This window comes from Caballeronia sp. LZ034LL (assembly GCF_031451215.1).
Lineage (GTDB): Bacteria > Pseudomonadota > Gammaproteobacteria > Burkholderiales > Burkholderiaceae > Caballeronia.
This window is the reverse complement of record NZ_JARUXR010000002.1, coordinates 401354-427996: the sequence shown is the minus strand read 5'-3', so window position 1 is coordinate 427996 and position 26643 is coordinate 401354. Positions and strand designations below refer to the sequence as shown.

Annotated in this window: 26 protein-coding genes; 19 read left to right on the top strand and 7 right to left on the bottom strand. The window is 66.3% G+C overall.

Going from position 1 to position 26643, the window contains the following annotated elements:
* Positions 1-8 precede the first annotated feature (8 nt).
* Positions 9-917 (bottom strand): LysR substrate-binding domain-containing protein, encoded by a 909-nt coding sequence (locus tag QCE83_RS16280; RefSeq protein ID WP_309812742.1) that lies wholly within the window; start codon positions 915-917, stop codon positions 9-11.
* A gap of 102 nt (positions 918-1019) precedes the next feature.
* Between QCE83_RS16280 and QCE83_RS16275 the strand changes: the two genes are divergently transcribed.
* From QCE83_RS16275 to QCE83_RS16245, 7 genes are all read left to right on the top strand, one after another.
* The gene (locus QCE83_RS16275; protein ID WP_309812739.1) at positions 1020-2165 is read left to right on the top strand and encodes an FAD-dependent oxidoreductase; all 1146 of its coding nucleotides are present in this window, start codon (positions 1020-1022) and stop codon (positions 2163-2165) included.
* The gene (locus QCE83_RS16270) at positions 2149-2451 is read left to right on the top strand and encodes a (2Fe-2S)-binding protein (protein ID WP_404984903.1); all 303 of its coding nucleotides are present in this window, start codon (positions 2149-2151) and stop codon (positions 2449-2451) included. The genes QCE83_RS16275 and QCE83_RS16270 overlap by 17 nt, the downstream gene beginning before the upstream one ends.
* On the top strand, positions 2448-3908 hold the full coding sequence (locus tag QCE83_RS16265) for an NAD(P)/FAD-dependent oxidoreductase (protein ID WP_309812736.1): 1461 nt from the start codon (positions 2448-2450) through the stop codon (positions 3906-3908). The genes QCE83_RS16270 and QCE83_RS16265 overlap by 4 nt, the downstream gene beginning before the upstream one ends.
* Before the next feature lie 49 nt (positions 3909-3957).
* Complete coding sequence (locus QCE83_RS16260; RefSeq protein ID WP_309812734.1) at positions 3958-4752, top strand: ABC transporter substrate-binding protein; 795 nt, start codon at positions 3958-3960, stop codon at positions 4750-4752.
* Positions 4753-4842: 90 nt separating this feature from the next.
* Entirely contained in the window at positions 4843-6225 is a 1383-nt protein-coding gene (locus QCE83_RS16255; RefSeq protein ID WP_309812731.1) for an ethanolamine ammonia-lyase subunit EutB, read from the top strand.
* Entirely contained in the window at positions 6222-6995 is a 774-nt protein-coding gene (gene eutC, locus QCE83_RS16250) for an ethanolamine ammonia-lyase subunit EutC (RefSeq protein ID WP_309812728.1), read from the top strand. The genes QCE83_RS16255 and eutC overlap by 4 nt, the downstream gene beginning before the upstream one ends.
* A gap of 36 nt (positions 6996-7031) precedes the next feature.
* Entirely contained in the window at positions 7032-7994 is a 963-nt protein-coding gene (locus tag QCE83_RS16245) for a helix-turn-helix domain-containing protein (protein ID WP_309812726.1), read from the top strand.
* Here the strand turns inward: QCE83_RS16245 and QCE83_RS16240 are convergent.
* Positions 7967-8608 (bottom strand): XRE family transcriptional regulator, encoded by a 642-nt coding sequence (locus QCE83_RS16240; RefSeq protein WP_309812723.1) that lies wholly within the window; start codon positions 8606-8608, stop codon positions 7967-7969. The genes QCE83_RS16245 and QCE83_RS16240 overlap by 28 nt on opposite strands.
* A gap of 212 nt (positions 8609-8820) precedes the next feature.
* Here QCE83_RS16240 and QCE83_RS16235 point away from each other — a divergent pair, with 212 nt between their 5' ends.
* The 7 genes from QCE83_RS16235 to QCE83_RS16205 are packed head-to-tail and all read left to right on the top strand — an operon-like array spanning position 8821 to position 14926.
* A complete protein-coding gene (locus QCE83_RS16235; RefSeq protein WP_309812721.1) occupies positions 8821-9801 on the top strand; it encodes a transporter substrate-binding domain-containing protein in 981 nt (326 codons plus the stop codon).
* 9 nt (positions 9802-9810) lie between these two features.
* The gene (locus QCE83_RS16230) at positions 9811-10629 is read left to right on the top strand and encodes an amino acid ABC transporter ATP-binding protein (RefSeq protein ID WP_309812718.1); all 819 of its coding nucleotides are present in this window, start codon (positions 9811-9813) and stop codon (positions 10627-10629) included.
* 1 nt (position 10630) lies between these two features.
* On the top strand, positions 10631-11317 hold the full coding sequence (locus QCE83_RS16225; protein WP_309812716.1) for an amino acid ABC transporter permease: 687 nt from the start codon (positions 10631-10633) through the stop codon (positions 11315-11317).
* On the top strand, positions 11314-11967 hold the full coding sequence (locus tag QCE83_RS16220) for an amino acid ABC transporter permease (protein ID WP_309812713.1): 654 nt from the start codon (positions 11314-11316) through the stop codon (positions 11965-11967). The genes QCE83_RS16225 and QCE83_RS16220 overlap by 4 nt, the downstream gene beginning before the upstream one ends.
* A gap of 50 nt (positions 11968-12017) precedes the next feature.
* Entirely contained in the window at positions 12018-12398 is a 381-nt protein-coding gene (locus QCE83_RS16215) for a RidA family protein (protein ID WP_309791056.1), read from the top strand.
* Positions 12398-13654 (top strand): FAD-dependent oxidoreductase, encoded by a 1257-nt coding sequence (locus QCE83_RS16210; protein ID WP_309812711.1) that lies wholly within the window; start codon positions 12398-12400, stop codon positions 13652-13654. Before QCE83_RS16215 ends, QCE83_RS16210 begins: the two co-directional genes overlap by 1 nt.
* 30 nt (positions 13655-13684) lie before the next feature.
* Positions 13685-14926 (top strand): FAD-binding oxidoreductase, encoded by a 1242-nt coding sequence (locus QCE83_RS16205; protein WP_309812709.1) that lies wholly within the window; start codon positions 13685-13687, stop codon positions 14924-14926.
* Between the two features lie 193 nt (positions 14927-15119).
* Here QCE83_RS16205 and QCE83_RS16200 read toward each other — a convergent pair whose 3' ends face one another.
* The gene (locus QCE83_RS16200; protein ID WP_309812706.1) at positions 15120-15908 is read right to left on the bottom strand and encodes a hypothetical protein; all 789 of its coding nucleotides are present in this window, start codon (positions 15906-15908) and stop codon (positions 15120-15122) included.
* A gap of 285 nt (positions 15909-16193) precedes the next feature.
* On the opposite strand from QCE83_RS16200, the gene QCE83_RS16195 reads away from it, so the two are divergent.
* From QCE83_RS16195 to QCE83_RS16180, 4 genes are all read left to right on the top strand, one after another.
* Positions 16194-16994: an aminoglycoside phosphotransferase family protein gene (locus QCE83_RS16195; protein WP_309812704.1), complete on the top strand. Its 801-nt coding sequence runs from the start codon at positions 16194-16196 to the stop codon at positions 16992-16994.
* Between the two features lie 92 nt (positions 16995-17086).
* Positions 17087-18103 (top strand): sensor domain-containing diguanylate cyclase, encoded by a 1017-nt coding sequence (locus QCE83_RS16190; protein WP_309812702.1) that lies wholly within the window; start codon positions 17087-17089, stop codon positions 18101-18103.
* Positions 18104-18110: 7 nt separating this feature from the next.
* Entirely contained in the window at positions 18111-18725 is a 615-nt protein-coding gene (locus tag QCE83_RS16185; RefSeq protein ID WP_309812701.1) for an HAD family hydrolase, read from the top strand.
* A 189-nt stretch (positions 18726-18914) separates the two neighbouring features.
* Positions 18915-19118, top strand: a complete 204-nt coding sequence (locus tag QCE83_RS16180) for a hypothetical protein (protein ID WP_309812700.1) — start codon at positions 18915-18917, stop codon at positions 19116-19118.
* A 30-nt stretch (positions 19119-19148) separates the two neighbouring features.
* On the opposite strand, the gene QCE83_RS16175 is transcribed toward QCE83_RS16180, so the two are convergent.
* A complete protein-coding gene (locus tag QCE83_RS16175) occupies positions 19149-20456 on the bottom strand; it encodes an MFS transporter (protein WP_309812698.1) in 1308 nt (435 codons plus the stop codon).
* A gap of 221 nt (positions 20457-20677) precedes the next feature.
* Positions 20678-21601: a LysR family transcriptional regulator gene (locus QCE83_RS16170; protein ID WP_309812696.1), complete on the bottom strand. Its 924-nt coding sequence runs from the start codon at positions 21599-21601 to the stop codon at positions 20678-20680.
* Positions 21602-21726: 125 nt separating this feature from the next.
* Between QCE83_RS16170 and QCE83_RS16165 the strand changes: the two genes are divergently transcribed.
* Positions 21727-22437: an SDR family oxidoreductase gene (locus QCE83_RS16165; RefSeq protein WP_309815390.1), complete on the top strand. Its 711-nt coding sequence runs from the start codon at positions 21727-21729 to the stop codon at positions 22435-22437.
* A 12-nt stretch (positions 22438-22449) separates the two neighbouring features.
* Here the strand turns inward: QCE83_RS16165 and QCE83_RS16160 are convergent, their stop codons facing one another.
* Both QCE83_RS16160 and QCE83_RS16155 read right to left on the bottom strand, forming a co-directional pair.
* Positions 22450-24933, bottom strand: coding sequence for a penicillin acylase family protein (locus QCE83_RS16160; RefSeq protein WP_309812694.1), 2484 nt, complete (start codon positions 24931-24933; stop codon positions 22450-22452).
* Positions 24934-24979: 46 nt separating this feature from the next.
* Complete coding sequence (locus QCE83_RS16155) at positions 24980-26626, bottom strand: cyclic peptide export ABC transporter (protein WP_309812692.1); 1647 nt, start codon at positions 26624-26626, stop codon at positions 24980-24982.
* Positions 26627-26643 lie beyond the last annotated feature (17 nt).

Here is a 26643-nt window from a genome sequence, read left to right as displayed (position 1 = left end):
CAAAGGCTTCAGCCGTCGGCGATGAGCCGCCCGAACGCCTCCCTGACAGCGTCGCAGAAGGTATGCGCGACGGCCGGAATCGGTTGCGAGGCATTCGTCACGATATAGAAGTGATCTGGCACGGCGGGCGTGAAGGGCTTCACCGCCACGCGCGGCCGGGCATAGGCGGCAGTCACCGGATCGATCAGCGCCACGCCCGCGCCGTTCGCTACCAGCGCGACGATCGCTTGCGACAGTTGCGCCTCGATCACGAGGTCGCGGCTCACGCCTGCCTCCACGAACACGCGGTCGATGGCACTGCGGGCGTCGAAGCTCTGCGGGAATGACACAAAGCGCTCGCCGCGCAGGTCGTCCGGCCCCAGCGACGCGCGCCGCGCCAGCCGATGTCCGCGCGGCACGATGCAGCGCATGACGGCGTTGCCGAGCCGTTCACTTTTCACGGCGGGATGCGGAATGGGCTCGGCGATCAAGCCGACATCGCACTGTCCCGACGCGATCTTCTCCACCACCGTCGTGGCGCTATGTGCGAGCAGGATCACGTCGATGCCCGGATAACGCTCGACGAAGCGCGCGATCACGGCCGGCAACAGGTCCAGCGCCACCGCGGGCGATCCCGCCACGCGCAAGGAGCCGCGCCGCATGGCGCGAATCTGCTGCGCGGCCTGTGCGATCCGGTCCATGCCGACGAACGCCCGCTCCACTTCCTCGAACAGCACGCGCGCTTCGGCCGTCGGCGCGAGCCGGCCCTGCTGACGCTCGAACAGCACGAAGCCCACGCGTTCTTCGAGATCGGCGATGAGACGGCTCACGGCGGGTTGCGAGATATGCAGCGATTCGGCGGCGCGCGTCACGGTATGCCGCAGCATCACGGCACGGAACGCCTCGATCTGGCGGATCTTGAGGTCGGAGGGGGTCATAACACTGGATTATAGGTGACGGACGAATCGACATTTGACGGCGTATTTTGCCGCCGTCAGAGTGCGTCCTTGATCTGTAAAAGCAGGCAGGAAACCTCATTCATGCAGGACAAACCGGTCCATAACACGCCGCGCCGCTTCGATCACGTCGTGGCAGGCGGCGGGCTCGTGGGCATGGCGATCGCCTACGGACTCGCCCGCGCGGGCAAACGCGTGGCCGTCTGCGACGGCGCGGACTCCGCTCATCGCGCGGCGCGCGGCAACTTCGGGCTCGTCTGGGTGCAGGGCAAGGGCGGCCGCTGCTTGCCTTATGCGCAGTGGTCGCGCCAGTCGTCGGAACGCTGGGGTGCATTCGCGGCGCAACTGCGGCGCGAGACCGGCGTCGATACCGGCTTCGAGCGGCCTGGCGGCATCGAGCTTTGTGAAACCGCCGAGCAACTCGAAGCAGGTGCAAACCTGCTCGAATCGATCCGCGCGCAGGACCCGTTACTCACTTACGAGGTGCTTGACCCTGCCGCGTTGAAGGCGCGCGTGCCGGCGGCGTCGGACCGGCTCGCAGGCGCGCTCTACTCTCCCCACGATGGCCACGCCAGTCCGCTCTACACCTTGCGCGCCCTGCAGCAGGGCTTTGCGCTGCTCGGCGGCACGTACCTGCCGCACAACGAAGTGCGCGAGATCCGCCCGCGCGCGGACCGCTTCGAGATCGATACATCCGGCGGCACGCTGGAAGCAGAACGCGTCGTGCTCGCTGCCGGGCTGGACAACCGCCGCCTCGCGCCGATGGTCGGCATGCACGCGCCCATCACGCCCTTGCGCGGACAGATCATGGTGACCGAGCGGCTTGCGCCGTTTCTCGACTATCCGACGCTGGTCGTGCGGCAGACGCCCGAAGGCTCGGTCCTGCTGGGCGATTCCGCCGAACCGGTCGGGTTCGACGACGGCCAGACCCGCGCCGTCATGGCCGACATCGCGCGGCGTGCGCGCACGGCGTTTCCGTTGCTAGCGCACGCGCGCATCGTACGGGCGTGGGGCGCGCTGCGCATCATGACGCCGGACGGCCTGCCGGTCTACGAGGAATCGCGCGCGCATCCGGGCGCGTTCCTCGCCATCTGTCACAGCGGCGTGACGCTCGCGGCCGCGCACGCGGACGTCATCGCGCCATGGATCGCGGGCGGTGCGCCGCCCGCGCTGATTCACCCTTTTGTCGCCACGCGCTTTTCGAGTTCCGCCGATGTCCACGCTCTTTGAATCCCTCGCCACCGGGCCGACGCCGATGGTGTCCGTCGATCTCGACGGCACGCTCCGGCGCGTGCCGCCGCATTACACGGTGGCGGCGGCGCTGCTCGAAAGCGGTCTCGCCGCGTGCCGTACCACGCCGGTCAGCAGCGCGCCACGCGGCCCGTTCTGCATGATGGGCGTGTGCTTCGACTGTCTCGTCGAAATTGACGGCGTGCCGAACGTGCAAGCCTGCATGACGCGCGTGCGTGACGGCATGCGGGTGCGCGCGATGGACGGCCGGGCGAGGCTCGCATGACGCAACTGTCGACGCAGCCGCTCTGCGACCTGTTGATCGTCGGCGCGGGACCGGCGGGCATGGCGGCGGCCATCGAGGCGCGCCGGGCGGGTCTCCAGGTGATCGTCGCCGACGAGGGCGAAGCCCTGGGCGGACAGATCTATCGCAACCTCGGGCACTCGCCGCTCGCCGACGCCCACGTGCTCGGCGACGATTATCTGGCGGGCCGCGATCTGATCGAACGTTTCGACGCCAGCGGCGCGAGGCTGCTGTCGCGCGCGTCCGTATGGCAGATTGCCTTCGAGGACGGCCGCGCGGTCGCCATGCTGACGCGCCGGCCGCACGGCGCCGACGCCGGCGGCACGCTGGACATCGCGGCGCGCGCCGTGCTGGTCGCGACCGGCGCGCAGGAGCGTCCGTGGCCGGTGCGCGGCTGGACCCTGCCCGGCGTGATGGGCGTCGGCGCGGCGCAGACGCTGCTCAAGTCGTCGGGGCTCGCGCCGTCGCGGGATGCGGTGCTGGCGGGATGCGGTCCGCTGCTGTGGCTTTTCGCGTCGCAGTTGCTGAACGCAGGACGCCAGGTGCGCGCCATCATCGACACCACGCCGCGCGATGCCTGGCGCGCCGCCTTTCCGCACGCCCTGCCCGCGCTCGCGGGCGCCGACTATCTGCTCAAGGGCGTCCGCATGATGCGCGTGGTAAAGCGCGCAGGCATTCCGGTGCATCGCGGCGCGCGGGCGGTATCGATCGAAGGCGAGGCTCATGCGGAGCGCGTGCGCTTCACCGACGAACATGGCGTGCCGCGTGCCATCGACACATCGCTCGTGCTGCTGCATCAGGGCGTGATTCCTTCCACGCAACTGGCGCGCTCGCTCGGCTGCGAGCATCGATGGGATACGGCCTCGGCCTGCTGGCGGCCGCGCACCGATGCACGCGGGCGCAGCAGCGTCGAGCACGTCTGGATTGCGGGCGATAGCGCGGGCATCGGCGGCGCGAAGGCGGCGGCGCTCGCGGGCACGCTGGCGGCGCTGGACATCGCGCGGGAACTGGGCGTGCTGGACGCGCCGATGCGCGATGCGCGCAGCCGCCCCGCCTTGCGTGCGCTGAAGCGCCACCTTGCCGTGCGGCCGTTACTCGATGCGCTGTACACGCCACGCGCCGCGCTGCGCCGTCCCGCCGACGACGTGATCGTATGCCGCTGCGAGGAAATTACGGCGGGCGAAGTGCGCGGCATCGCGGCGCTCGGCTGCCAGGGCCCGAACCAGATGAAGGCATTCTCGCGCTGCGGCATGGGACCGTGCCAGGGCCGCTGGTGCGGCACGACGGTCGGCGAACTGATCGCGCAAGTGCAGGAGCGTCCGGTTGCCGAGGTCGGCTACTACCGCATCCGCGCGCCGATCAAGCCGGTCACGGTGGACGAGATTGCCGACTCCATCGCCCTCGACGAAGACTTCACGCGCGGCGAATTCCCAAGCTGAGCGCACCGCCCGAACATTCAATCAACGACACCACCCACACGGAGCCCACATGAAAATCACCCGCGCCCGGACCTTGCTGAACGCCGCCGCATTTGCCCTGATGGCCACGGCCACGCTGGCCCAGGCCAAGGAATGGAAGACGATCCGCGTCGGCGTCGATCCGACCTATCCGCCGTTCGAATCCGTCGCCAAGGACGGCAAGGTGCAGGGCTTCGACATCGACCTCGGCAATGCATTGTGCGCGCAGCTGAAGGCGCAGTGCGTGTGGGTGCAGAGCAGCTTCGACGGCCTGATTCCCGGTCTGCAGGCGCGCAAGTTCGACGTGATCCTCTCGTCGATGGCGGCAAACGAAAAACGCCGCCAGCAGATCGATTTCACGGACCGGCTGTATCGCAACCAGACGCGCCTGATCGCGAAGGCAAGCGACCATCTGCTGCCCGAGGCGGCCAAGCTGTCCGGCAAGCGCATCGCGGTCGAGCAAGGCACGGTGCAGGAGACCTACGCGCGCGAGAGGTGGGCGGCGGCGGGCGTCGAAGTGGTCGCGTACCCCAGCTATGACCAGGCCTATGCGGACCTGACGGCCGGACGCGTGGATGCGGTGCTGATGGACGCCGTGCAGGGCCAGCTCGGCTTCCTCTCTACGCCGGCAGGCAAAGGCTACGCATTCGCGGGCGACGTGGTGTATGACGCGAAGATCATGGGCGACGGCGACGCTGCCGGCGTGCGCAAGTCGGACCCGGACTTGCGGGACGCGTTGAATGGCGCAATCGCGCAGATCCTGAAGGACGGGACGTATCGCAAGATCGAGGCGAAGTACTTCGATTTCGACATGTACGGGAAGTAAGGCACGCCCGCAGGTTTGCCGATTTTCGATAACGCTGAACACACTACCCTGCTTAACATGGACTGATCGCGATCAGTCCAGGAGCAGCCGTTGAGTCATGCAGAAGCCATTGGTCACCGGACCTGGCGCTTCGCCGATCTGAAAATCCTGCTGGCGAAGGCCAGTCCCCTGCGTTCGGGCGACCAGCTCGCGGGCCTCGCCGCGGCCAGCGAGGAAGAGCGCGTCGCCGCGAAGCATGCGCTGGCCCGCGTGCCGCTGCGCGCGTTCCTGAACGAGCCGCTGATCCCGTACGAACAGGACGAGGTCACGCGCCTGATACTCGACGGACATTCGCCCGCCGCCTTTGCCGAGATCGCTCATCTGACCGTGGGCGACTTTCGCGACTGGCTGCTGAGCGCCTCCGCCGATACGGCGGCGCTCACGCGCATCACCGACGGCCTCACGCCCGAGATGGTCGCCGCCGTCTCCAAGCTGATGCGCAATCAGGACCTGATCGCGGTGGCGCGCAAGCGTCCGGTGGTCACGCGCTTTCGCAATACCATTGGACTGCCGGGACACATGTCGGTGCGCCTGCAACCCAATCATCCGACCGACGATGTCAAGGGCATCGCCGCGTCCATGCTCGACGGCCTCATGTACGGCTGCGGCGACGCCGTCATCGGCATCAATCCCGCTACCGACAGTCTCGCCGCCATCACGACGCTGCTCATCATGATCGACGAGTTTCGCGAACGCTTCCAGGTGCCCACGCAGTCCTGCGTGCTCACGCACGTGACCAACACCATCAGCGCAATCGAGAAAGGTGCGCCGGTGGACCTCGTGTTTCAGTCGATTGCCGGCACCGAGAAAGCCAACGCGAGCTTCGGCATAACGCTCGCGCTGTTGCAGGAAGCCTTCGATGCCGCGCGCTCGCTGCAACGCGGCAGCGTGGGCAACAACGTGATGTATTTCGAAACCGGACAAGGCAGCGCGCTCTCGGCGAATGCGCATCATGGCGTCGACCAGCAGACCTGCGAAGTGCGCGCCTATGCGGTGGCGCGCCGCTTCGAACCGCTGCTCGTCAATACTGTGGTGGGCTTCATCGGACCGGAGTATCTCTACGACGGCAAGCAGATCATGCGCGCCGGGCTGGAGGACCATTTCTGCGGCAAGCTGCTCGGCGTGCCGATGGGCTGCGACATCTGCTACACCAATCACGCCGAAGCGGATCAGGACGACATGGATGCGTTGCTCACGCTGCTGGGCGTGGCGGGCATCAACTTCATCATCGGCGTGCCAGGTGCGGACGACGTGATGCTCAACTACCAGAGCACGTCGTTTCATGACGCCCTCTACGCGCGCGACGTGCTCGGCCTGAAGCGCGCGCCCGAGTTCGAGGCGTGGCTCGAAGCCATGCGCATCACCGATGCGCGCGGCGCACTGCTGGAAACCGCGTCGCGCGTGCCGCTGCTCGACTGGATGGCGCACGAATGAGCGACGATATCACCAGGAACCCTTGGGCGGCGCTGCGTGCGTTCACGCAGGCGCGCATCGCGCTCGGGCGCGTGGGCAGCGGGCTGCCGACCGCACCGCTGCTCGCGTTCCAGCTCTCGCATGCGCAGGCGCGCGACGCGGTGCATCATCCGCTCGATGTCGACGCACTGCGCGCGCGTCTCCACGATGCGGGCTTCACGGACGTGATCGACGTACACAGCGACGCACCCGATCGCGCGCATTATCTGCGCCGCCCCGATCGCGGCCGGCGTCTGGCCGACGCGAGCCGCAGTGCGCTCGATGACGCGCCGAAGGACCACGACGTGCTGTTCGTCATCGCCGACGGCCTGTCCGCCTTTGCCGCTTCGAGACAGGCCGTGCCCTTGCTTCGGGCGATCCGCGCAAGGCTCGCTGGATGGCGCATCGGTCCGGTGGTCATTGCACGGCAAGGCCGCGTCGCACTGGCCGACGAGATCGGCGAGCGCCTGCGGGCCCGCATCGTCGTGATGCTGATCGGCGAACGGCCGGGACTCAGTTCGCCCGACAGCCTCGGCATCTACCTGACCTTCGAACCGAAGGTCGGACGCAGCGACGCCGAGCGCAACTGCATCTCCAACGTCCGACCCGAAGGCCTGGGCTACGAGGCGGCCGCCTACAAGCTGCACTATCTGCTGACGCACGCGCGCCGCCTGGAGATGACCGGCGTCGGCCTGAAGGACGACAGCGATGCCTTCGTCACGCTGAACGGCTATCCCATGTCGATCGAATGAAATCGGCACGGCATTTTGGCGATCTATAGTCGATGCATGAACAGCGTAGCGACAGCATCGAAGTCATCGAGCCCTGCCGGCGTGCGTCATGTCGTCTCGCACGACGCGGACGAACAGGCGGGCAACCTGCACGGCTGGCGGCAGCTCTACGATCAGTTGAGCGCGGGCCGCTTCGTCGGCATGCTCGAGGAAACGCACGTCGACGGCATGCATCTGTTTCGCGAAACCACGAGCCAGTGTCTGCGCCAGACCTGCGAAGTGCCCGCCGATTCATGCTGGTTCGGCATTCCGCTCACGCGCGGCGCAACGGGCCGTATTCATGCCCGCACGCTTGCCGACGATGCCCTTGCCTTCCGGCCCGGCGGCGTCGAGTTCGAACTGGCGACGCCGCCCGGCTACGAGATACTCGGCGTGGTCATGAAGCACGCCGCGCTGAGGGACTACGCGCAGACGGTGGAACATCTCGCACTCGAAGACGCGTTGCCGCGCGGCGAGATCGTCATCATCAGCCCTGCAAAGCGCGCGCAACTTGCGGCGGCGCTGCTGTCGATGCTGCGCGGCGGCGCTTCAATGAACTCCGTGGCGCTCGCGTGGATTTTCGAAAGCGGCGCGCTCGGCTGCGGCGCGGACGCGCCCTTGCCCGCACCCTCGCGGCGCGGCGAGATCGCGGCAGCGGCGCGCCGTCATGTGCTCGCGCACCGCGACCGCGCGGTGAACGTGCCCGAGCTGTGCGCGCACCTGCACGTCAGCCGGCGCACGCTTCAGTACTGCTTCCAGGAAGCGTTCGGCATGGCGCCGAACGTGTATCTGCGCGCCCTGCGCCTCAACGGCGCGCGGCGCGATCTGCGTCACGCCGGGCAGCGTGCACAGAGCGTGCAGGATATCGCCGCCTCATGGGGCTTCTGGCACCTGAGCCAGTTCGCGCTCGACTATCGCAGGCTGTTCGGCGTCAGGCCTTCGGACACGCGTGCTCAGGGCCTTGCGACGATCGACAGATAACGCGTCGGCAGCTTCACGCCATAGCAGGCGTGCGGCGTGCCGGCGTCGAAATAGATGCTGTCGCCCTTCTCCAGCGTGAGCGGCGCGTAGTCGCGCATCAGGAACAGCAGCGTGCCCTCGGTGACGTAGATGAACTCCTGGCCGTCGTGCGCGGACAACGTGTGCTTGCCCGTGTCGGCGCTGGCCTCGATCAGCGTCGGTTCCATCGACTTCGTCACCAGCTCCGTACCGAGCCACTCGAACACGCCGGTGGACGTGGGGTGCTTGATTCCGTGCCCGGCACGGCTGACCGCGCGGCACCCCTGCGCGAAGGACTTGTCGTTGCCGCCGACCATGTCGGGCCAGCGGATGTCGAGCGCCTTCGCGAGCCGCGACAGCACCGCATACGTAGGAGAAATGCGGCCGTTCTCGACGCGCGAGATGGTGGATATGGCCACCGACGACAACTCCGACAACTTCGCGAGCGTCATGCCGCGCGCGTGACGATGCTGCGCAATGGTCTCGCCCGGACTGGCTTCCTCGGCCGGCGCGGGCGTCTCCTGCCTGCGGGTGGCGACCGCCTTCGCCGCGGTCTTGCGCACGGGCGTTTTGCGTGCCCGGTTCTCTGTCTTCATGGTGTCTCTTCTGATCTGTTCGATGCATGACGGGGGAAACGCCATCCCGACATGGTGACACAGGCGCGCCCACTTTGCGCTAATTTGCGTATTTGCAAAATTATTGCTTGACCGCGCGATTTTAGCTTCCTACGATCGTTTGCACGGTTTTGCATAAATGCAAAAACAAGCCGCCGCTACCCGTTCACTCACACAAGGAAGGGCTGACCACCATGTTCGACGATCCAATCCTGCGCGCCATCGAAACCGTCAGTGCTTCACGGCGAGGCTTCCTCAAGACGGCGGGCTATGGGGTCGTGGCGGGCCTCGGCGCCAGCACGCTGGGCGGCAACGCCTTCGCGGCGGCGCCCGTGGGCAGCGCGATCAAGACGGTGCGTCCGGGCTATCTGACGGCCGCGTGTCTCGGCGACATGCCGATCGCATCGGTTCGCGACGGCAAGCTGGTCGGCACCGACTTCGACATGCTGGCGCTGATCGCCGAGCGCCTGCAACTGAAGATCGACGTGCAGAACATGAGCTTCTCCGCCGTGATCGAGGCGGTGAAGTCGGGGCGCGTGGACTGGTTCGGCGGCAACTTCGCCTGGACGCCGATCCGCGCGAAGCTGCTGCTGCTCACCGATCCCGTCTTCTACACCGGCGCCTACGTCATCATGCGCAAGAACCAGACGGCCAAGACGTCGCTCACGGTGGCGGACCTGAGCGGTCACACCATCGGCACGGCCACGGGTTATTCGGTGGTGCCGGACATGAAGAAGGTGCCGGGCGTGGTCGAGGTCAAGCTGTATGACGGCATCGATTCGTGCCTGCGCGACGTGACCGCCGGCCGCCTCGACTTCGCGGTGCTGGACGCCCCGACCGTCGACTACATGATCCAGCAGAATCCGTCGTGGGGGCTCAAGCAGATTCCCATCGCGTTCGACACGGCCTATCCGAGTCTCACCGGCAAGTTCGCGTCGATCTGGGGCGTGAGCCCGGACAAGAAGGACCTGTTCGACGGCATCAACGAAGGCGTGCGCTGGCTGTGGCGCACCAACCAGATCAAGCCGATCCTCGCGAAGTACGGCATCGACAATCCGGACTATCTCCAGCCGATGCCCACCGATCCGCGCATCGGCGTGGACCGCGACGCGAAGGGCGCGCTCATCGGACCGTTCGCGCACGAGCCGCGCGATTTCAGCCAGGCCTTCGCGTAAGGCGCGCTCATGGGACACCGCGACATGGCAGCCACGCTCATCGACCCTCCGTCCGTCGACACCCGGCCACTGGTGCGCATCGACGGCTTGCACAAGTCCTTCGGCGCGCATCACGTGCTGAAGGGCATCGACCTCGATGTGATGCCCGGGCAGAAGGTGTCCCTGATCGGCCCGAGCGGCTCGGGCAAGACCACGCTGCTGCGCTGCGTGAACTTCCTGGAGACGCCGAGCGCGGGCCATGTGCTGATCGACGGCGAAGCGATCGGCGAACGGCAGCAGGGCACGCGCTGGCTGCCGATGTCCGGCCGCGATCTCGCCGCGATGCGCGCCAACATCGGCATGGTGTTCCAGCGCTTCAACCTGTTCCCGCATCTCAGCGTGCTCGACAACGTGCTGCTCGGTCCGCGCAAGGTGCAGAAGCGCAACGGCCGCGACCTGATCGACGAAGCCCGCGCGATGCTGACGAAAGTCGGCATGGACGCCAAGCGCGATGCGTTCCCGGACCAGCTCTCGGGCGGCCAGCAGCAGCGTGTCGCGATTGCCCGCGCGCTCGCGATGAAGCCGCGTCTCATGCTGTTCGACGAAGCCACCTCCGCGCTGGATCCGGAACTCGTCGGCGAAGTGCTCGGCGTGATGCGCAAGCTCGCGGAAGAAGGCATGACGATGATCATCGTCACGCACGAGATGCGCTTTGCGGAAAGCGTCTCCGACAAGGTGGTGTTCATGGCGGACGGCAAGATCGTCGAGGAAGGGCCGCCGCGCCAGATCTTCCACGAGGCGCAGGCCGAACGCACGCGCGCGTTCCTGCGCGCCGTGCTGGAGCACTGACATGACGCTGCTCACCGCATGGGCGAACAGCCTGCACTTCCTGCCGTACTTCGCGCGCGTGCTGTGCGTCTCCGCCGTCACCACAGTGGCGCTCGCCGCCAGTGCATTCTGCGTGGCGTTCCTGCTGGGCTTCGTGCTGGCCTTGATGCGCCTGTCGCGCAGTGTGTGGCTGAAGGGCATCGCCAACGTCTATCTCGAACTGTTCCGCAACGTGCCGCTGCTGACGCAACTGTTCGTGCTGTACTTCGGGCTGGAGCGCATCGGCGTGTCGCTGCCCGCGTTCGTCGCGGCGACTCTCGGCTTCGGACTGAACGGCGCGGCCCTGTTGTCCGAAGTGTTCCGCTCGTCCATCAACGGCGTCGATCGCGGCCAGCGCGAAGCCGCGATGGCGATCGGCATGACCTGGCCGATGGCGCTCGCCACGGTCGTGCTGCCGCAGGCGATGCGGCTCGCGCTGCCGGCGCTCGCCAACTTCGCCATCGGCTTGCTGAAGGACACGTCGCTCGCCTCCGCCGTCGCGGTGCCCGAGCTGGTCTTCCGCGCGAAGATGCTGGTCAGCGAGACCTACCAGACCAACCTCATCTATTTCATCGTCGCGGTCATTTATCTGCTGCTGAGTCTCGCGCTGTCGCGCCTCTCGACGGCCACCGAACGCGGCTTCGGCAAAACGAGGACGGCGCTGTCATGAGCTACGCGGAATTGTGGGCCTCGATGCACGACGAACTGTTCCAGGCCGCGTGGGCCACCTTGCGGCTGGCGTGCGGGGCCATCGTCATCGGCATCGTGCTGGGACTCGTGCTGGCCATCGTACGCATCGGCAGCAGCGGCCTGGCCGGACGCATCGCGCGCATCTACATCGAAGTGTTTCGCGGCACGCCCGCGCTGGTGCAGCTGTTTCTCGTGTACTTCGGCTTCGTCGCGATCGGCATTCGTTTCGATTCGTATCAGGCCGCCGTGATCGGTCTCGGCATGAACGCCGCCGCCTACTTCGCGGAGATCTTCCGCGCGGGCATCGCGGCCGTGCCGCGCGGCCAGAGCGAGGCGGCGTACAGCATCGGCATGACCGGCGGTGCGGCGATGCGCTGGGTCGTGCTGCCGCAAGCCATTCGCCTCGTGCTCGCGCCCTCCGGCAACGTCGCGATCTCGCTGCTCAAGGACACCTCGGTCGCGTCGCTGATCGCCGCGCCCGATCTCATGCTGCGTGCCCAGGATCTCAGCTCGCAATACTTCATGCCGTTCGAAATCTACGTCACCGTGGGGGCGTTCTACTTCGTGCTGTGCTATCCGCTCTCGCAGCTGATGCGGCACATCGAGCGGCGTCATCCGTCGCACGGCTGACAGCCACGCTTTCCAACCCGAGCTTCACGCTCATTTTCAGGAGTACCAGTATGCGCAAGGTCATCGCAACCGGCTTGCCGGATGGAACCGCACCGGTGGAATGGGCAACCGTCTCGAACGGCACGCTCTACACGGCGAGCATTCCCGTACGCGCGGACGGTTCGATCGAGGACGGCGACATCGTCAAGCAAGCCGAGCTCACGTTCAACAACCTGAAGCAGATCGTCGAATCGGCGGGCGCCACGATGGACGACGTGACGCAAGTCCAGGTCTTCCTCACGGACAAGAGCTATTTCGAAGGTATGAACGAGGTGTATCGCCGCTTCTTCACGAAGCCGTATCCGAATCGCGCGACGATCATCGCCGACCTGATGGTGCCGGGCGGCAAGATCGAAATCCTTGCCCACGCGGATGTGAGCAAGGCCGCCTGATGAAGCATGTCATCGTCATCGGTGCGGGCATCATCGGGACGACGACCGCGCTCGCGCTCGCGGGCGCGGGCCGCCGCGTCACGGTCATCGACGGCCGTCCCGAGGCCGGCCTCGAAACCAGTTTCGCCAACGGCGGCCTGCTCGCCGCCAACAGCGCGTTGCCGTGGTCGTCGCCCGGCACGCCGCTGCAACTGCTCAAATGGCTCGGCCGCGAGGATGCGCCGCTGCTGCTGCGTCCGCGCGCCATTCCGGGACTCGGCATGTGGGGCCTGCGCTTTCTCGCGAACTGCCGCGCCAGCAAGTATCAACGGACCGCCGCCGCGCTGACCGCCTTCGGGCAGCACAGCCTCGCCATCATGGAGCGTCTGCTCGGCGAGCAGCGCATCGAGGCGAAGATCCGGCACGGCGGTTTGCTCGAACTCATTCGCGGCAAGGACGCCGAACGTCACGCCGAAAACTTCGCGCGCATGCTCGAACGCATGGGCGCGAAGGTCACGCGGCTCGACGGCGCGCAGACCGCCGCGCTCGAACCCACGCTGGCGCCCATCGCCGACAGCATCGGCACCGGCTTGCTGCTCGAAAGCGACGCCTGGGGCGACGCGCGCGCGTTCAGCGTCGCGGCGGCCGCCGCAGCGCAACGCCAGGGCGTGGTCTTCCGCTGGAACACGGACGTGCGGGGCATCGATGCAAAGGCCGGCGCGGTGCGCGGCGTGCGCCTGCATGACGAGACGCTGAGCGCGGACAGCGTCGTGATCTGCGCGGGGGCGCTCTCGCCTGCTTTGGCCGCGCCGCTCGGCGTGCGCTTGCCGATGGCGCCCGTCAAGGGCTATTCGCTGACGCTCGCCGCCAGCGATCTCGACTTCATGCCGGCACGGCCCATCGTCGATGACTTCGAGCATATCGGCGTGACGCCGCTCGGCGACACGCTGCGGGTCGCGGGCACGGTCGAGTTCGACGGCTTCGACAAGACCTTGCGCCCGGCGCGGGTCGACAATCTCAGGCGCGCGCTGAGCCGGCTGTTTCCGCGCATGACGCTGCCCGACAACGTGCGGCCGTGGTGCGGGCTTCGACCGATGGCCGCCGATGGCCTGCCGCTCGTCTCCGCCACGCGCGTACCGCAGTTGTTCGTCAATACCGGCCATGGCGCGCTGGGCTGGACGCTTGCGTGCGGTTCGGCGGAACTCGTCACGTCGATGGTCACGGGTCAGACGGACGGGCGCAACTCGCCCTTCAGTCTCACCCGTAGCTTCTGGTAATCGCCAAGGGTCAAGGCCAAAGGGTCAAGCATGGAAAGGCGTGAGGTTGTGGTGATCGGCGCGGGCGTGGTGGGCGTGTCGTGCGCGTTGTGGCTGCGTCGTCAGGGACACGACGTAATGCTGGTCGATCGCGGCGAGATCGCGGGCGCGGCCTCGTTCGGCAATGCGGCGACCATCGCGGATTATGCGTGCACGCCCGTGCCGCAGCCGCGCATCTGGCGCGACATGCCGGGCCTGCTGTTCGGCGTGGAGTCGCCGCTGTCGATCCGCTGGTCGCGCATCGGCCAGTTCGCCGGATGGCTCGCGGGCTTCCTCGCGCAATGCAACCGGCGCGCCTATGTCGCGAATACAGAGGCGCTCGCCGCGATCCTCCAGCACACGTCCGAAGGCTATGCGCCGCTGCTCGACGCCAGCCCCGAGGCGCGCGCGTTCATCCGTCACGAGGGCTGTCTTTACGCTTATAGGACCGAGCGGGGCATGCGCCGCGCCACCGCCGATATCGCGTTGCGCCGCAGCCTCGGCGTGCAGCAGGAGGTGCTCGGTCACGACGAACTGACGCGCCTCGAACCGGCGCTGCACGGCCGAGCGCTGGGCGCGATCCTGTTTCCGTCCGCGCGTCATCTGCTCGATCCGCAAGGCTTCGTGCAGGCGCTGGCGCAGCCGTTGATCGAAGAAAGACGGTGCGCCCGCATGGAGATCACGACGCTCAACGCAAGCGCGCGCGGCATCGAGATCGGTACGGCGGACGGGCGCGGCATCCTCGCGGACCGCGTGGTGCTCGCGGGCGGGCCGTGGTCGGCGCAACTCGCGGCGCAGATGGGCGACCGCATCCGGCTCGGGGCGGAACGCGGCTATCACGTCGAATTCCAGCTCGACAAGCCGCTGTTCACCCGGCCGACCTGCATCGCCGAATCGAGCTTCTACATGACGCCGTTGCGCGATGGACGCCTGCGCGCGGCGGGCACGATCGAACTCAGCGGACTGTCGATGCCGCTGAACACGAAACGCACCGACTTCATCGAACGCAACATCCGGCGCAACATTCAACTGCAGGCGCCGGTGCGCAGCAGCTGGGTCGGGGTGCGGCCGACGCTGCCGGATTACCTGCCGGTGATCGGGCCGTCATCGGCGGACCCGCGCGTGATCTATGCGTTCGGCCACCAGCATCTCGGCATCACGCTGGGCGGCGCGACGGGTCAGCTCGTGGCGCAACTGATCGCAGGGGAACGCCCCGCGCTGCTGGAACGGTTCTCGGCGAGGCGCTTCGCGTAGCGCGAACGCCCCTGCCGCGCGGGCTCGTTCAACGCTCAGGCGAGCACCGCCGCGCCCACCCTGGCGCGTTCCTTGCTGGGCCGAAAGCTATCCTCAAAGGAAGAAGCGGCACACTCGTGCGTTTTGTGAAGTGCGCCGCCCATGCATGATTCGGCAAACGATTGCGTTGCGCGCGTCTGGGTTATGGAGCAGTTCAAGGCAGGCGGATGAACGGACTATTCAGGAATGGCGAGTTCTTGAAGCGGTCGGGCAACGTGTCGCGCAGCAGTTCCTGGAGCTTGCTTGCGCGCGACACCTTGAGCTCCGTGATCATCGACAAGGTCGATCCGGGCGGCACAGAGACGTCCTTGTTGAACAACGGATTGAAGCCGGTGAACGACACGACCGGCAGCACCGTCACCTGGCCGAACGGCGGCGGCGTCTCGGTGATCGGGCCATTCGTGATGACCGCGACGGTCGTGCCGGTGACATCGAGTCCGGCGTAGTTCGGCACTTCGAGGCTCGCCTGGGTCGGCTTGAAGCCGAGGCCGGTCATCGAGAGCGTGATGGGCGATGAGGTCTTGTTCAGGATATCGACCTTTTCGGTGATGCGCGAACTGAGCGACCCGGATGTGTCGCCCTCGACGGTATAGACCACGCCGCCCACGACCGTGGCTGCATTGGCGCCCGTCACATAGCCGAGCATCAGACCCTGCACGTGGATCTGATTCGCACCGACGTGCGCATTGGAATGCATGTGGCCGAGATCGAGGAAACTCGACGGACCCGAGGGATAGACCAGGATGCGCCGTCCATCGACGGTCCATTCGAGGGTCCTCAACAACTGCACGGGATCACTGGGTAGCGCGAGGTTATAGATGGGATCATCGCGCGTGACCTTCAGCGTGGAGTTGTTGCTGGAGATGCTGACGCTTTCCGCCAGCACTTCGCTTGAAAACGCCATCAATACGCACGCACACAGCAGAGTGGGTTTTGCTCGCATTTCAACCTCCGTCGTCAGGCTCGGTCCCACAGGACATGACGGGGCGATGGGCACACATCGACCCGTCCGCTTGAGCCGTTCGAATCGGTTGAGGAAGAAGGCGGCCTACCGGGTTGAATCGGCATCCTATCGGAAACGTTAGTTCACGATTTGCAAATTACAAGGCGCTGACATAACTTTTCAATCTGCCTGTGAATGAAGTGCAGAATGGGAGGGGTGTAAAGTGAAATCTCGCACTTACATCCCAACAATCCACTTTTGGCACAATTTGAAAGACACTCCAGAATGTTCGAGCCATACCTGAAACGATGGGAGCTCACGATAGACGGCGAACCCTTCTCTTCCCGGAATGCCTGGCTTGTTCCGGTACGCCACCGTGATGTACCTGCCATCCTCAAGATCTCTTCCGAGCCCGAAGAACAGGCAGGGAGCGCAGTCATGGCGTGGTGGCGCGGCGACGGCGCAGCGCCCGTGCTGGCTCACGACAGCGAAGCGTTGCTGATGGTGCGTGCGCAAGGCTCAACCTCGCTGACCGAGATGGTGAAAGAAGGCCGCGATGATGAGGCGACCCGCATCTTGTGTGCCGCCGCTTCACGCCTGCATGCGCCTCGTTCAGAGCCGCTTCCTGCGTTGGTGCCATTGAAGCAATGGTTCAATGCCCTGCTATCCGGAGCCAGCACTCACGGCCGCCTGTTCGAGCACTGTGCGCGTACCGCCGACGAACTACTGAGCGCACCACGCGATATCACGGTACTGCACGGCGATATTCACCACGGCAACGTGCTCGACTTCGGGCCGCTTGGCTGGCTCGCGATCGATCCGAAAGGACTCTACGGCGAACGCGCATTCGATTACGCCAATCTCTTCTGCAATCCCGACGCTGAGAGCGCGCTGACGCCGGGCGTCTTTGCGCGGCGCATCGATCAAGTCGCCGATGCGGCGAATCTCGAACGACGACGTCTGCTGCAATGGGTGCTCGCATGGACCGGTCTGTCGACCGCCTGGATACTTGAAGACGGCGGCCACGCGGGCAGCACGCTCGACGTGGGAAGACTCGCCGCAGCCGCGCTCGGCATGATCGATTGACGCTCTCCCAAGCAGCGCAAATCCCCCCGCCCTGCAAGCTCCATTCTTTCCCGTTTACAATCCTGCTTCCCCAGACTCCCCGGACAGGATCCATGGAATTGATGCTTGAGCGGCTGTCGGAAACGGTGGCCTCGGCAGAAAGTCTCGAACAACTCACCCGGCCACTCCTCGAAATGCTCGAGATCGTCACCGGTCTGGAGTCTGTCTACCTGACGTCCATCGATGAGGCCGCCGGCATCCAGACCGTCGATTTCGCACGCAACTCCGGCGATCTCGACATCAGCGAAGGCCTCGAAGTGCCGTGGTCGGACACGCTGTGCCGGCGCTGCATCGACGAAGGGCGCCGCTTCACGTCCAATGTGAGCGAGATCTGGGGCGATTCCCAGGCAGCGAAGGCACTCGGCATCGAGACCTATGCCAGCGCGCCGGTCTGCGGCAGCAATGGCGCGGTCATCGGCACGCTGTGCGCCGCGAGCCGCCGCAGCAAGGCCATCGGTCCGCGCGCGCGCAGTGCGCTCAACCTGTTCTCGAAGATCATCGCCCAGCACGTGGAACGCGAACGCCTGATGGGCGAACTGCGCCGTTCCAACGAATACCTGACCCGCTTCGCGCTGACGGACGCGCTCACCGGACTGCCCAATCGCCGCGCCATGCAGGACGAGCTCGGGCGGCTGCTCGCGCGCGCGGCCCGCGATGGATCGTATGTGCTCGTCGGCATGATCGATCTCGATGACTTCAAGAAGATCAACGACGAGTTCGGCCATGGCGCCGGCGACAGCCATCTGAAGCACTGCGCCGGTCTGGTGTCCGGCGTCACGCGCGACACGGACATGCTCGCGCGCATCGGCGGCGACGAGTTCGCCTTCGTCGGTCCGGGCGCTCTCGATGCGGACGAAGCGCATCGCATCGCCGAAGAAATCCGCGCGCGCATCATGGAAGCGGGCAACGGCACGAGTGCATACGGCGAACACGCCGGGTTGAGTGTCGGCGTGGTCGCCGTGCGTTTCGTGAGCGCGGATCAGGCTATCGCGCTCGCCGATACCGCCATGTACGAAGACAAGCGTGAACGCAAGCGCCGCCGCCGCGAGGCCCAGGCGACGCAGGAGTAACGCGGCCATGACCATCAAGGCCGTGGTCTTCGATGCCTTCGGCACGCTGTGCGAGATCGGCGACCCGCGACGGCCTTATGCGCGGCTCGTGCGGCTCGCGCAGCCGCAACCGGACCGGCTCGAAGCACGCGCGCAGCTGATGAGCGTTCCGCTGTCGCTGCGTGATGCAGCGACAGCACTGAATGTCGGGCTCGACGGTATCGATGCGCTGGAGCACGACCTCCAGGCGGAACTCGCGAGCATCCGTCTCTATCCCGAAGTGCCGCGCGTGCTGCGGGCCTTGCGCGCGCAGGGCTATGCGCTGGCCGTCGCGTCGAACCTGGCGCTTCCTTATGCGGCGCCGTTGCAGGCATTGTTGCCCTTCCCCCTCGATGCGCATGCATGGTCGTTCGAAGTCGGCCATGTCAAGCCCGACCCGCGCCTGTTCGACTTCGTCTGCCGCACGCTCGACGTGCGCCCGGACGAGGCGTTGATGATCGGCGACACTTATGCGGACGACTATCTCGGCGCGACCCGCAGCGGGCTCGCGGCGCTGCATCTCGACCGTGGCGCCCCGCCGCGCGCCGGTTCCATCGGGAGCCTCGACGCGGTGCTCGAACACCTCGCCATCCCGCTCGACTGACAACGCCGCACTGTTGGGACACGACTGACCGGAAGACGGCGAATGGTGGTTGCCGTCCCACACGACCGCGTGCTTCATGCACGGAAAGCACGGAGAGCCCGGCCCGCGCGAATGGCATAACAAATGCATCGGCTCCTGCAAGCGACCGGCCGCCCATGTGTTCTCTTTCAACCTTGCCAGGAGCGCAACATGAACCTATTGACCATCAGCGACATTCCCGTCGCCGTCGATCTCGACAGCCAGCAGATGCAGGACATTCACGGCGGCCGCATGAAGCTGCCCGGACAGCAGCCCAAGGGCGCGATTCTCGTGTCGCCCGACGGCGAGCCGGTTTCGGTGTACGTCGACGGCTCGCTGCAGAACTCGGTCAGCGACGGCTTCTACCACCTGTGAGATCGAAGCCGGATGGTGCGCCGTCCGGCTTCACACCTGCTCGCGATCCAGACGCGCTTCCGTTGCACGCGTCTCGACCGGCGCGGCGTGCTCACTCGCCGCCTCATGCAGGTTGCTGCCGCTCGTTTCCGGAAGGAACACGGCCGCGATGAACGCGACGCCATAGGCGCACAGCGCGCACGTCCCCATTGCAGTACCGAGCGGCAGGTTCGCGGCAAGCAGCCCGACCGTGGCCGGCACGACCGATCCGAACCCACGCCCGCCGCCCAGACAGAATCCCTGCCCGCTCGCGCGAATGGTGGTCGGGAACAGTTCGGCGAAGGTCGGCAGCATGCCCGACGCCAGCGCGCCCTGGAACGCACCGAGAAAGAAGCTGAGAATGACAGTCACGCCGGCGCCGATCGGCGCGAGCAGATAGATGGCCACGTTGATGGCCTGCAGGACGAGGAAGGTCATGAACGCGGGCCGGCGGCCCAGCCGGTCCGAGAGCAGCCCGTACAGCAGCGGACCGACCAGCGATCCCAGGATATTGCACGCCAAATAGCCCGCGCTCGATCCGACCGACAGATGCAGCGCGGTGCGCAGGTACGTGGGCAGCCAGGTGATCATCACATAGGCGCCGCCGAAGATGCCGGTCGCCATGATGACGGCGGCCAGCGTGCGGCGCAGATGGCGGGTCGCGAAAATTTCCCAGAACGGGCTGGCCGCCACGCCGTTGGCGCGGGCCACCTTGGCTTCCGCATAGACGCCCGATTCGGGCACCAGCCGGCGAATGAAGAACACGAGGATGGCGGGCACCACGCCGAGCGCGAAGAACACGCGCCAGCCGAACTGCTCGGGAAACAGCGACGCGATGACCGGCAGCAACGCCACCGACAACGCATAGCCCAGCGCGTAGCCGCTCTGCACGGCAGCCGCGACCCGGCCGCGCAGCACGGGCCGGATCACCTCGCTGATGAGCACGCCGCCGACCGCCGCTTCACCGCCGTAACCCAGGCCTTGCAGAAAGCGGATGCCGAACAGCACCGGGAAGGTGCTGGCGAAGGCTGCCGCGATGGTCGTGATGGCCACCCAGACGATGGTGAATTGTAGGATGCGCACGCGTCCGATCTTGTCGGCGAGAATGCCCGCGCCCCAGCCGCCGATCGCGGTGCCGATCAGCGCCGCCGTCGCCAGATAACCCACTTGAGGATGCGTGAGCCCGAGGGTCGCGATGAGCGCGGGGATGACCAGCGAGAAAATGCTCGAATCCATCGAATCGAGACCGAAACCGGCGAAACACGCCCAGAACGTTCGTCGCTCAACCGGCTTGAGGCTTGAGTACCAACCCAGACGCATGCTTCCCTCTTGATCTTGCTTGCAAACGGCGGACGTTAGCCAGATCGGGGATCGTAAGCAGGCTAGGGTTTACCCATGGCAAGGAGCGCAGCGGCGAGCCGGCATCGCGCCAGGGTTCGGAGCGATGTCCTTTTTGCGGCATCGTCCGATAAACAAAACTGATGGCATTGGCTGCATATCGGAAGCGGGAACGACACGATCCGGCGCAACCGCCCACGCGATCACTCGTCGAGCGCGTCGCGGCAAACGGCAATGAAGATGTCGCGCAGCCACTTGTGTGCGGGTTCGCGGTCCATCCTGGGGTGCCACATGGCGGAGACCACGATTTCCGGCGCAAGCACCGGCAGTTCGAAAGCGACGAGGCCCTCTGCGAGCGCTGCCGCACCAGGCAGCCGTCCGCGCATCAGGCTGCGCGGCACTTGCGCGAGCACATCCGCGTCGCGGGCGATCCGTAACGCATCGGGAAAGCCGGGCACGACGGCCACGATGGTCCGCCTGAGCCCAAGTTCGGCCAGCGCCCGGTCGATGGGACCTTCGAAGTCGGCCTTGCGCGAAGCAACGACATGCTGGCAGGCAGCGTAAGCCGCGGGCGTGACGGGATCCCGCAGCAACGGATGGTCCATGCGCGCCACGCCGACAAAGCGATCCCGAAAGATCGACCGGGTCCGGATTTCGGGTGCGGATTGCCCGAGGACTCCGATCTCGAGATCGACCTGCCCTTCGCGCAGCGACACCGCGTCCTTCACCACGCGGGGAACGAAACGGAGCCGCACGCGCGGCGCCTCCCGCGCGACCGCGGTCACCAGCGCCGCGGCAAGCAGTGCGATGAAGCCTTCGTTCGCCCGCACGACGAAGGTCCGCGCAAGCGTGGCGGGATCGACCTCGGTGGCCTGCGGGCCGAGCAGTGTCCGGGCATTGCGGGCGACATCGCGCACCCGGTCCTGCATCGCCATCGCGCGCGGCGTCGGCACCAGGCCGTTGCCTGCGCGCACCAGCAAGGGATCCCCGGTCATCGATCGAAGGCGGGCAAGCGTGCGGCTCATGGCGGAAGCGCTCAGGCCGAGTCGCCGCGCCGCAGCCGTGACGCTGCATTCGTCGAGCAAGGCATCGAGCGCCGGAAGGAGATTCAGGTCGATATCGGTCATGACTGCGTTCGGTGGATGGCACGGCCGGCGTGGCGCGGCGTGCAACACCATTGTGCACGCCACGCGTCTGGCGCACGACGGCAGCGGCGCAGATACTGGACACATCCTCACCACCGGAAACACTCATGAGCGATGCAAGATCCCCACGACCCTCCATCCTGCTGATCGGCGCCTCGCGCGGCCTGGGCCATGCAATGGCGGAGGAATTCGTGAAGCGCGGCTGGAACGTCGTCGGCACGGTGCGCGGCCATGCCAGAACGCCACTGCACGCCCTCGCGGATGATCACCCGGAGCACGTGACCATCGAGTCCGTCGACATCACGGACCCGGACCAGTTGGCCGCGCTGCGCGATCGGCTGGCTCCGCGACGTTTCAATGCGCTCTTCGTGAATGCAGGCACCGCCAACGAGCAGCACGAGGACACGATTGCTCAGATCACGACGGAAGAATTCATCAGGGTCATGGTCACGAACGCGCTCAGTCCCATGCGCGCCGTTGAAACCCTCGAGCCGCTCGTCGACGAAGGCGGCCTGATCGGCGTCATGTCTTCGGGACAGGGCAGCGTGGCGGGCAATGAAAAAGGCGGGCGTGAGCTTTACCGAGGTTCGAAGGCCGCGCTGAACATGTTCATGCGCAGCTATGCCGCCCGGCAAGCGAACAGCCAACGCTCACTGCTCCTGATGGCGCCAGGCTGGATTCGCACGGACCTGGGCGGACCCGACGCGCCATTCACGATGGCCGACACCATTCCCGACGTGGTCAGCGTGCTCATCGAAGCGCAGGGTAAGCCGGGCCTGCGCTATGTCGATCGCAACGGCAAGACGGTTGCGTGGTGACGGCCACAGATCTCACCGCACCGCCGTCCGCGTCCCCGTCAGCACCGTCTTCGTCACATCGGGAATCGCGTCCAGCGCCTGCTCGCTGAACGGGAAGCGGGTCCAGGTTTTCTGCGCATAGACGCGCGTGGTCGCGCGATACCACGGCGACGCCGGATCCTCGGACACGCCGGTCGTCAGCATCGTGTCCGCCTGTGGACCCTCCGCACCGAAGCTCACGACCTGCATATAGCTGTTGCCATGGGCATCGCTGTCCAGCGACTCACCGGTCTTGTTGAGGGGCTGCATCGCGCACGCCACCGTGAAATAGCCTTGCAGATCACAGCCGCCGTACAGCGGAATGCGCCGGGCTCCGTCGCTGATGTAATGCATCTCGCCGCGCGTCGCATCGACGGCAAAGCCATTCGCGCGCAACGCCAGCACCGCGGCGCCGAGCGCATCGCCGAGCGCCCGCACCGTCGCGGGATTCGACGTGTCGAGGCCATCGGGCGTAGTGAGCGGATGCGCGGCATCGAAGGGCGTCGTGTAATGCTGGAGCGCCGGCATCGACGCGGCGCGCTGCCAGAACGCATCCCACAGGTTCGCGCCGCGCGCATTCACATTTGCCGTGCCATCCCATTGCCGCAGCGCCGCGCAGGCAGCACGAATATCCACCTCCTGCGCCTGATCCGGCTTCGCCGGGTCCGCCGTCACGCGCACGATGGCCGTCTTGCAGACCGCATCGGTCACGGGTTTCAGGAACAACTGCGCGGACATCGACGTACTCGCCAGCACCGTCCGCTCCAGCGCGGCGCGATCGACTCCGCCGGGTGCAGACATCGCCTGCGCGGCGATGCCATGTCCCAGGCGCGTGCGCAGGGATTGCACCGTGCCCGTTTGCCCGAGTACCTGCGCGTAGCCCGTCAGCGGCGCGTGCGGATTCGTCAGCCAGTAGCTGCCGTTGAAGTTGCCGACATAGTCCGCGCGCCGCAACTCCGGCATCGATGCCACCGGCATGCGGCCCGTGCGCACTGCGCCGGAGAGCTTTTGCGCCGTCCAGTCGCACGCCGCGCGCGAACCGTCGAGGAACGGCACGCCGGGCAGGCGCGCATCCACCGCGCGGCCCGCAGGCGTCGTGCAGGCGTTGGCAAGCGCATCCGTCACGCCCGGCACGGCGCCGATATCCGCAAACCACACATCGGCGTCACCGCGCCCGATGGCGAACGTATTGACCCAAGGCATCGACGCTGCGTGCTTCTGCGTCGCAATGAAATCATCGAGCGAGCCGGCCTGGTTCCATTGCAGGAAGTTGGAGAAGGTGCCGGGGTTGTCGGCGTTGACGTCGGCGAGTGCGAACGCATGCTCGCCGTTCCACGCCAGCGCCGGCGACAGCGACGACAGATCCGCCACCGGCCCGAAGCGCGTCCGGTACAGCGTGCGCGTGACGGGCGCGAGCGCGCCGGTCTTCAGGTCGCGCACCTGCACGGTGACAGGCACGGCGCGCATCGCTTCATCGCGGCCTTCGTAGCGATAATGCGTCGGCGCGCCCGGCACGAGCGCCAACTGGAAGATACCGAAGCGCCGCGCGCTCGACACCGTATGCGTCCACGCAATGTTCTCGTTGAAGCCGATCATCACCATCGGCACGCCGAGGAACGCCGCACCCGCCGCATCCATCTGCTGCGGAATGCGCAGCTGCATCTGATAGAACCGGTCCGGACCTTGCCAGAACCAGTGCGGATTGCCGAACAGCAGGCTCCGGCCGTCCTTCGTGCTGGCCGCACCGAAGGCCAGCGCATTGCTGCCGATGCCGGCCTGCCCGCCCATCGCGAGTCCGTTGGCGTTGGCGAGCGTCGCAAGCTTGCCTTCCGCCGACGCCGCCGCAGATGCCCCCGGCGGCTGCGCCCGCGCGATGCCGCGCAGGAACGGCATCGTGCCGCCCGCCAGGTTCGCGGCGATGAAGCGGCGATACAGATCGTCGGTATCGATATGCGTGACCCAACGCGCCCCGGCACAGCTTGCATGCGCACCGGGAAAGCGTCCCGCATGAAGCTCGTCGATGTAGCGGTTATAGCCATCCGCATAGCCCGCGACGAGCGCACGCTCGCGCGGCGGCTGGGCATCGCGGAAACGCGTCACCGCGTCATGATCGATGACCGAGCGGAAGAAGAAATCCGCATCGAGATTGGCGGGCTGGCCGAACGTCGATGGCCCCGGCGGATGCCCTTCCGCGCCGAAATTCGCCGAACGCTCGCCGCGCCAGGTGACGAAGGCATCGGACAGCGTGCACAGCGCATCCTGCGCCTGCGCGAAGCCGACGCCATAGCCGAGGCTGCCCCAGTCGGCGGCATCGATATGCGGCACGCCGTCCGGGGTCCGCTTGATCGTCACGTCGTAGGCCGCGCCGGACGCTTGTCCCGCCGGCGTATGACATCCCGACACCAGCACCAGCAGCACGGCGCCGCCACACATTGCCGCCAGCATCCGGGCGGTCTTCGAAATACTCAGCACAGGCATGTTCGCGTTACGTGGTTCTTTGCAGCACTGCGGGGATATATGGGGCTCAGGCGGCCGCGTCGAGCGAATGCTGCGCGAGCTCACGTCCGTCGCCTGTCGCGGCGATCTGGCCGTAATCCAGCTTGATATAGCGGTCCGCCAGCGAGAAATAGCGGTCGTCGTGCGTGATGACCAGCACGGTCTTGCCGCGCGCCTTCAGGTCGGGCAACAGCCGCCGGTAGAACACGTCCTTGAAGGCCGGATCCTGATCCGCGGCCCATTCGTCGAACACATAGAACGGACGGTCTTCCAGATACGCCACCAGCAACGCAAGACGCTTGCGCTGACCCTGCGAGAGATCCGTGGTCGAGAACCGGCCGTCGTGGATCGTCACCTTGTGCTCCAGATGCAGCAGTTCGAGCAGCTCCTGCGCCTGCGCGTCGAGCCCGTCGATGGCAAAGCCATGCAGTTCGTCGAACAGGAAGAAGTCGTTGAACACCACCGAGAAATGCTGCCGATAGCGCTCGCGGTCCGCCTCGTTCACCGGCCGGCCGTTCAGTTCCACCGTGCCGGTCTCCGGCGCGTACAGGCCCACGATCAGCTTGGCCAGCGTGGTCTTGCCGCTGCCGTTGCCGCCGATCAGATACACCAGTTCACCCGGCTTGAACGCCAGATTCGCGGGACCGAGCTTGAACACTTCGTTCTCTTTCTCGCGGAAATAGCTGTGCGTGATGTTGTTGAGCGAAATGCTCTCGAACGCGGTCGCCGCTTCCGATGGCTCGACGTTTTCCTTCGGCAGGTCGCGATTCACCTTGTCGATGCGTTCCAGTGCGACCTTCGCCGAACTGAGCGACGGAATGGACGAAAGCAGGCCTTCGATCGGCATGATCATGTAGAGGAACACGACCGCATAGCCGGACAGCACGTGCACGTCCACCGCATGAAAGCGCGTCAGCACGAACAGCACGCAGCCGATGAACGCCAGCAGGATCATGCTGCCCCAGCTGGCCGCCGCCGTGTACAGCACATAGCCACGCGTACGCTGCACGCGCACGGCTTCCACATTGGCGGCGATGGCGTCATCGACGAACGCGGTCCTGCGGCGGCGATGCAGCTTCAGTTCCTTGGCGCCGTCGAAGAGCGCGCGGAAATGCTTGACGAGATCGTCCTCGCGATTGCGCGAACTGCGCAGATGGAACATCGCGCGCGTGTTGGCCAGATGAAAACCGAGCGAGCCGATCACCACCGTGATCACCGCGAACACCAGCACCTGCCACGACAGAAAGCCGAGATAGGCGAGGCAGCCGATCACGATGGAGCCGTTCATCGCGAGCGAGGGCAGGCTCAGGAAGAACACGACGATGGTGTCCAGGTCCGACGTCAGCACCGTCAGCGCGCTGGATGCGCCCTGCCGTTCGAGGTTCTGGTACGAAGCCTCGGTGACGCTGTGAATGGTCCGCATGCGCAACGCGGCCTTGGTGTTCTGGCCGAGTTGCACGAAGGCGGTCTGCGAGAGCGTGCGCGTGACGAGCACCGCGAGCGCCAGCAGCAGGAACTGCCAGCCCAGCGTGGGCAGCCGTTCGGGCGTGGCGCCGAGCGCCTGGTTGATGATGGCCACGAGACCCGCATTCGCGAAGCCGCCGACGACGCTGACGACCAGCGCCAACAGCAGGATCCAGCGCGACTGTCGGATCAAATTCAGGAGCAGGGACATGTCGATCCTCAAAAACT

Excerpts from the sequence above, each read along its gene's own strand:
- QCE83_RS16260 (WP_309812734.1), top strand. The coding sequence starts at position 3,958 with ATGAAAATCACCCGCGCCCGGACCTTGCTGAACGCCGCCGCATTTGCC.
- QCE83_RS16205 (WP_309812709.1), top strand. The coding sequence starts at position 13,685 with ATGGAAAGGCGTGAGGTTGTGGTGATCGGCGCGGGCGTGGTGGGCGTG.
- QCE83_RS16230 (WP_309812718.1), top strand. The coding sequence starts at position 9,811 with ATGGGACACCGCGACATGGCAGCCACGCTCATCGACCCTCCGTCCGTC.
- QCE83_RS16270 (WP_404984903.1), top strand. The coding sequence starts at position 2,149 with ATGTCCACGCTCTTTGAATCCCTCGCCACCGGGCCGACGCCGATGGTG.
- QCE83_RS16240 (WP_309812723.1), bottom strand. The coding sequence starts at position 8,608 with ATGAAGACAGAGAACCGGGCACGCAAAACGCCCGTGCGCAAGACCGCG.
- QCE83_RS16160 (WP_309812694.1), bottom strand. The coding sequence starts at position 24,933 with ATGCCTGTGCTGAGTATTTCGAAGACCGCCCGGATGCTGGCGGCAATG.
- QCE83_RS16245 (WP_309812726.1), top strand. The coding sequence starts at position 7,032 with ATGAACAGCGTAGCGACAGCATCGAAGTCATCGAGCCCTGCCGGCGTG.
- QCE83_RS16215 (WP_309791056.1), top strand. The coding sequence starts at position 12,018 with ATGCGCAAGGTCATCGCAACCGGCTTGCCGGATGGAACCGCACCGGTG.
- QCE83_RS16180 (WP_309812700.1), top strand. The coding sequence starts at position 18,915 with ATGAACCTATTGACCATCAGCGACATTCCCGTCGCCGTCGATCTCGAC.
- QCE83_RS16280 (WP_309812742.1), bottom strand. The coding sequence starts at position 917 with ATGACCCCCTCCGACCTCAAGATCCGCCAGATCGAGGCGTTCCGTGCC.
- QCE83_RS16225 (WP_309812716.1), top strand. The coding sequence starts at position 10,631 with ATGACGCTGCTCACCGCATGGGCGAACAGCCTGCACTTCCTGCCGTAC.
- QCE83_RS16190 (WP_309812702.1), top strand. The coding sequence starts at position 17,087 with ATGGAATTGATGCTTGAGCGGCTGTCGGAAACGGTGGCCTCGGCAGAA.
- QCE83_RS16170 (WP_309812696.1), bottom strand. The coding sequence starts at position 21,601 with ATGACCGATATCGACCTGAATCTCCTTCCGGCGCTCGATGCCTTGCTC.
- QCE83_RS16185 (WP_309812701.1), top strand. The coding sequence starts at position 18,111 with ATGACCATCAAGGCCGTGGTCTTCGATGCCTTCGGCACGCTGTGCGAG.
- QCE83_RS16195 (WP_309812704.1), top strand. The coding sequence starts at position 16,194 with ATGTTCGAGCCATACCTGAAACGATGGGAGCTCACGATAGACGGCGAA.
- QCE83_RS16235 (WP_309812721.1), top strand. The coding sequence starts at position 8,821 with ATGTTCGACGATCCAATCCTGCGCGCCATCGAAACCGTCAGTGCTTCA.
- QCE83_RS16265 (WP_309812736.1), top strand. The coding sequence starts at position 2,448 with ATGACGCAACTGTCGACGCAGCCGCTCTGCGACCTGTTGATCGTCGGC.
- QCE83_RS16200 (WP_309812706.1), bottom strand. The coding sequence starts at position 15,908 with ATGCGAGCAAAACCCACTCTGCTGTGTGCGTGCGTATTGATGGCGTTT.
- QCE83_RS16165 (WP_309815390.1), top strand. The coding sequence starts at position 21,727 with ATGAGCGATGCAAGATCCCCACGACCCTCCATCCTGCTGATCGGCGCC.
- QCE83_RS16275 (WP_309812739.1), top strand. The coding sequence starts at position 1,020 with ATGCAGGACAAACCGGTCCATAACACGCCGCGCCGCTTCGATCACGTC.
- QCE83_RS16155 (WP_309812692.1), bottom strand. The coding sequence starts at position 26,626 with ATGTCCCTGCTCCTGAATTTGATCCGACAGTCGCGCTGGATCCTGCTG.
- QCE83_RS16210 (WP_309812711.1), top strand. The coding sequence starts at position 12,398 with ATGAAGCATGTCATCGTCATCGGTGCGGGCATCATCGGGACGACGACC.
- eutC (WP_309812728.1), top strand. The coding sequence starts at position 6,222 with ATGAGCGACGATATCACCAGGAACCCTTGGGCGGCGCTGCGTGCGTTC.
- QCE83_RS16220 (WP_309812713.1), top strand. The coding sequence starts at position 11,314 with ATGAGCTACGCGGAATTGTGGGCCTCGATGCACGACGAACTGTTCCAG.
- QCE83_RS16175 (WP_309812698.1), bottom strand. The coding sequence starts at position 20,456 with ATGCGTCTGGGTTGGTACTCAAGCCTCAAGCCGGTTGAGCGACGAACG.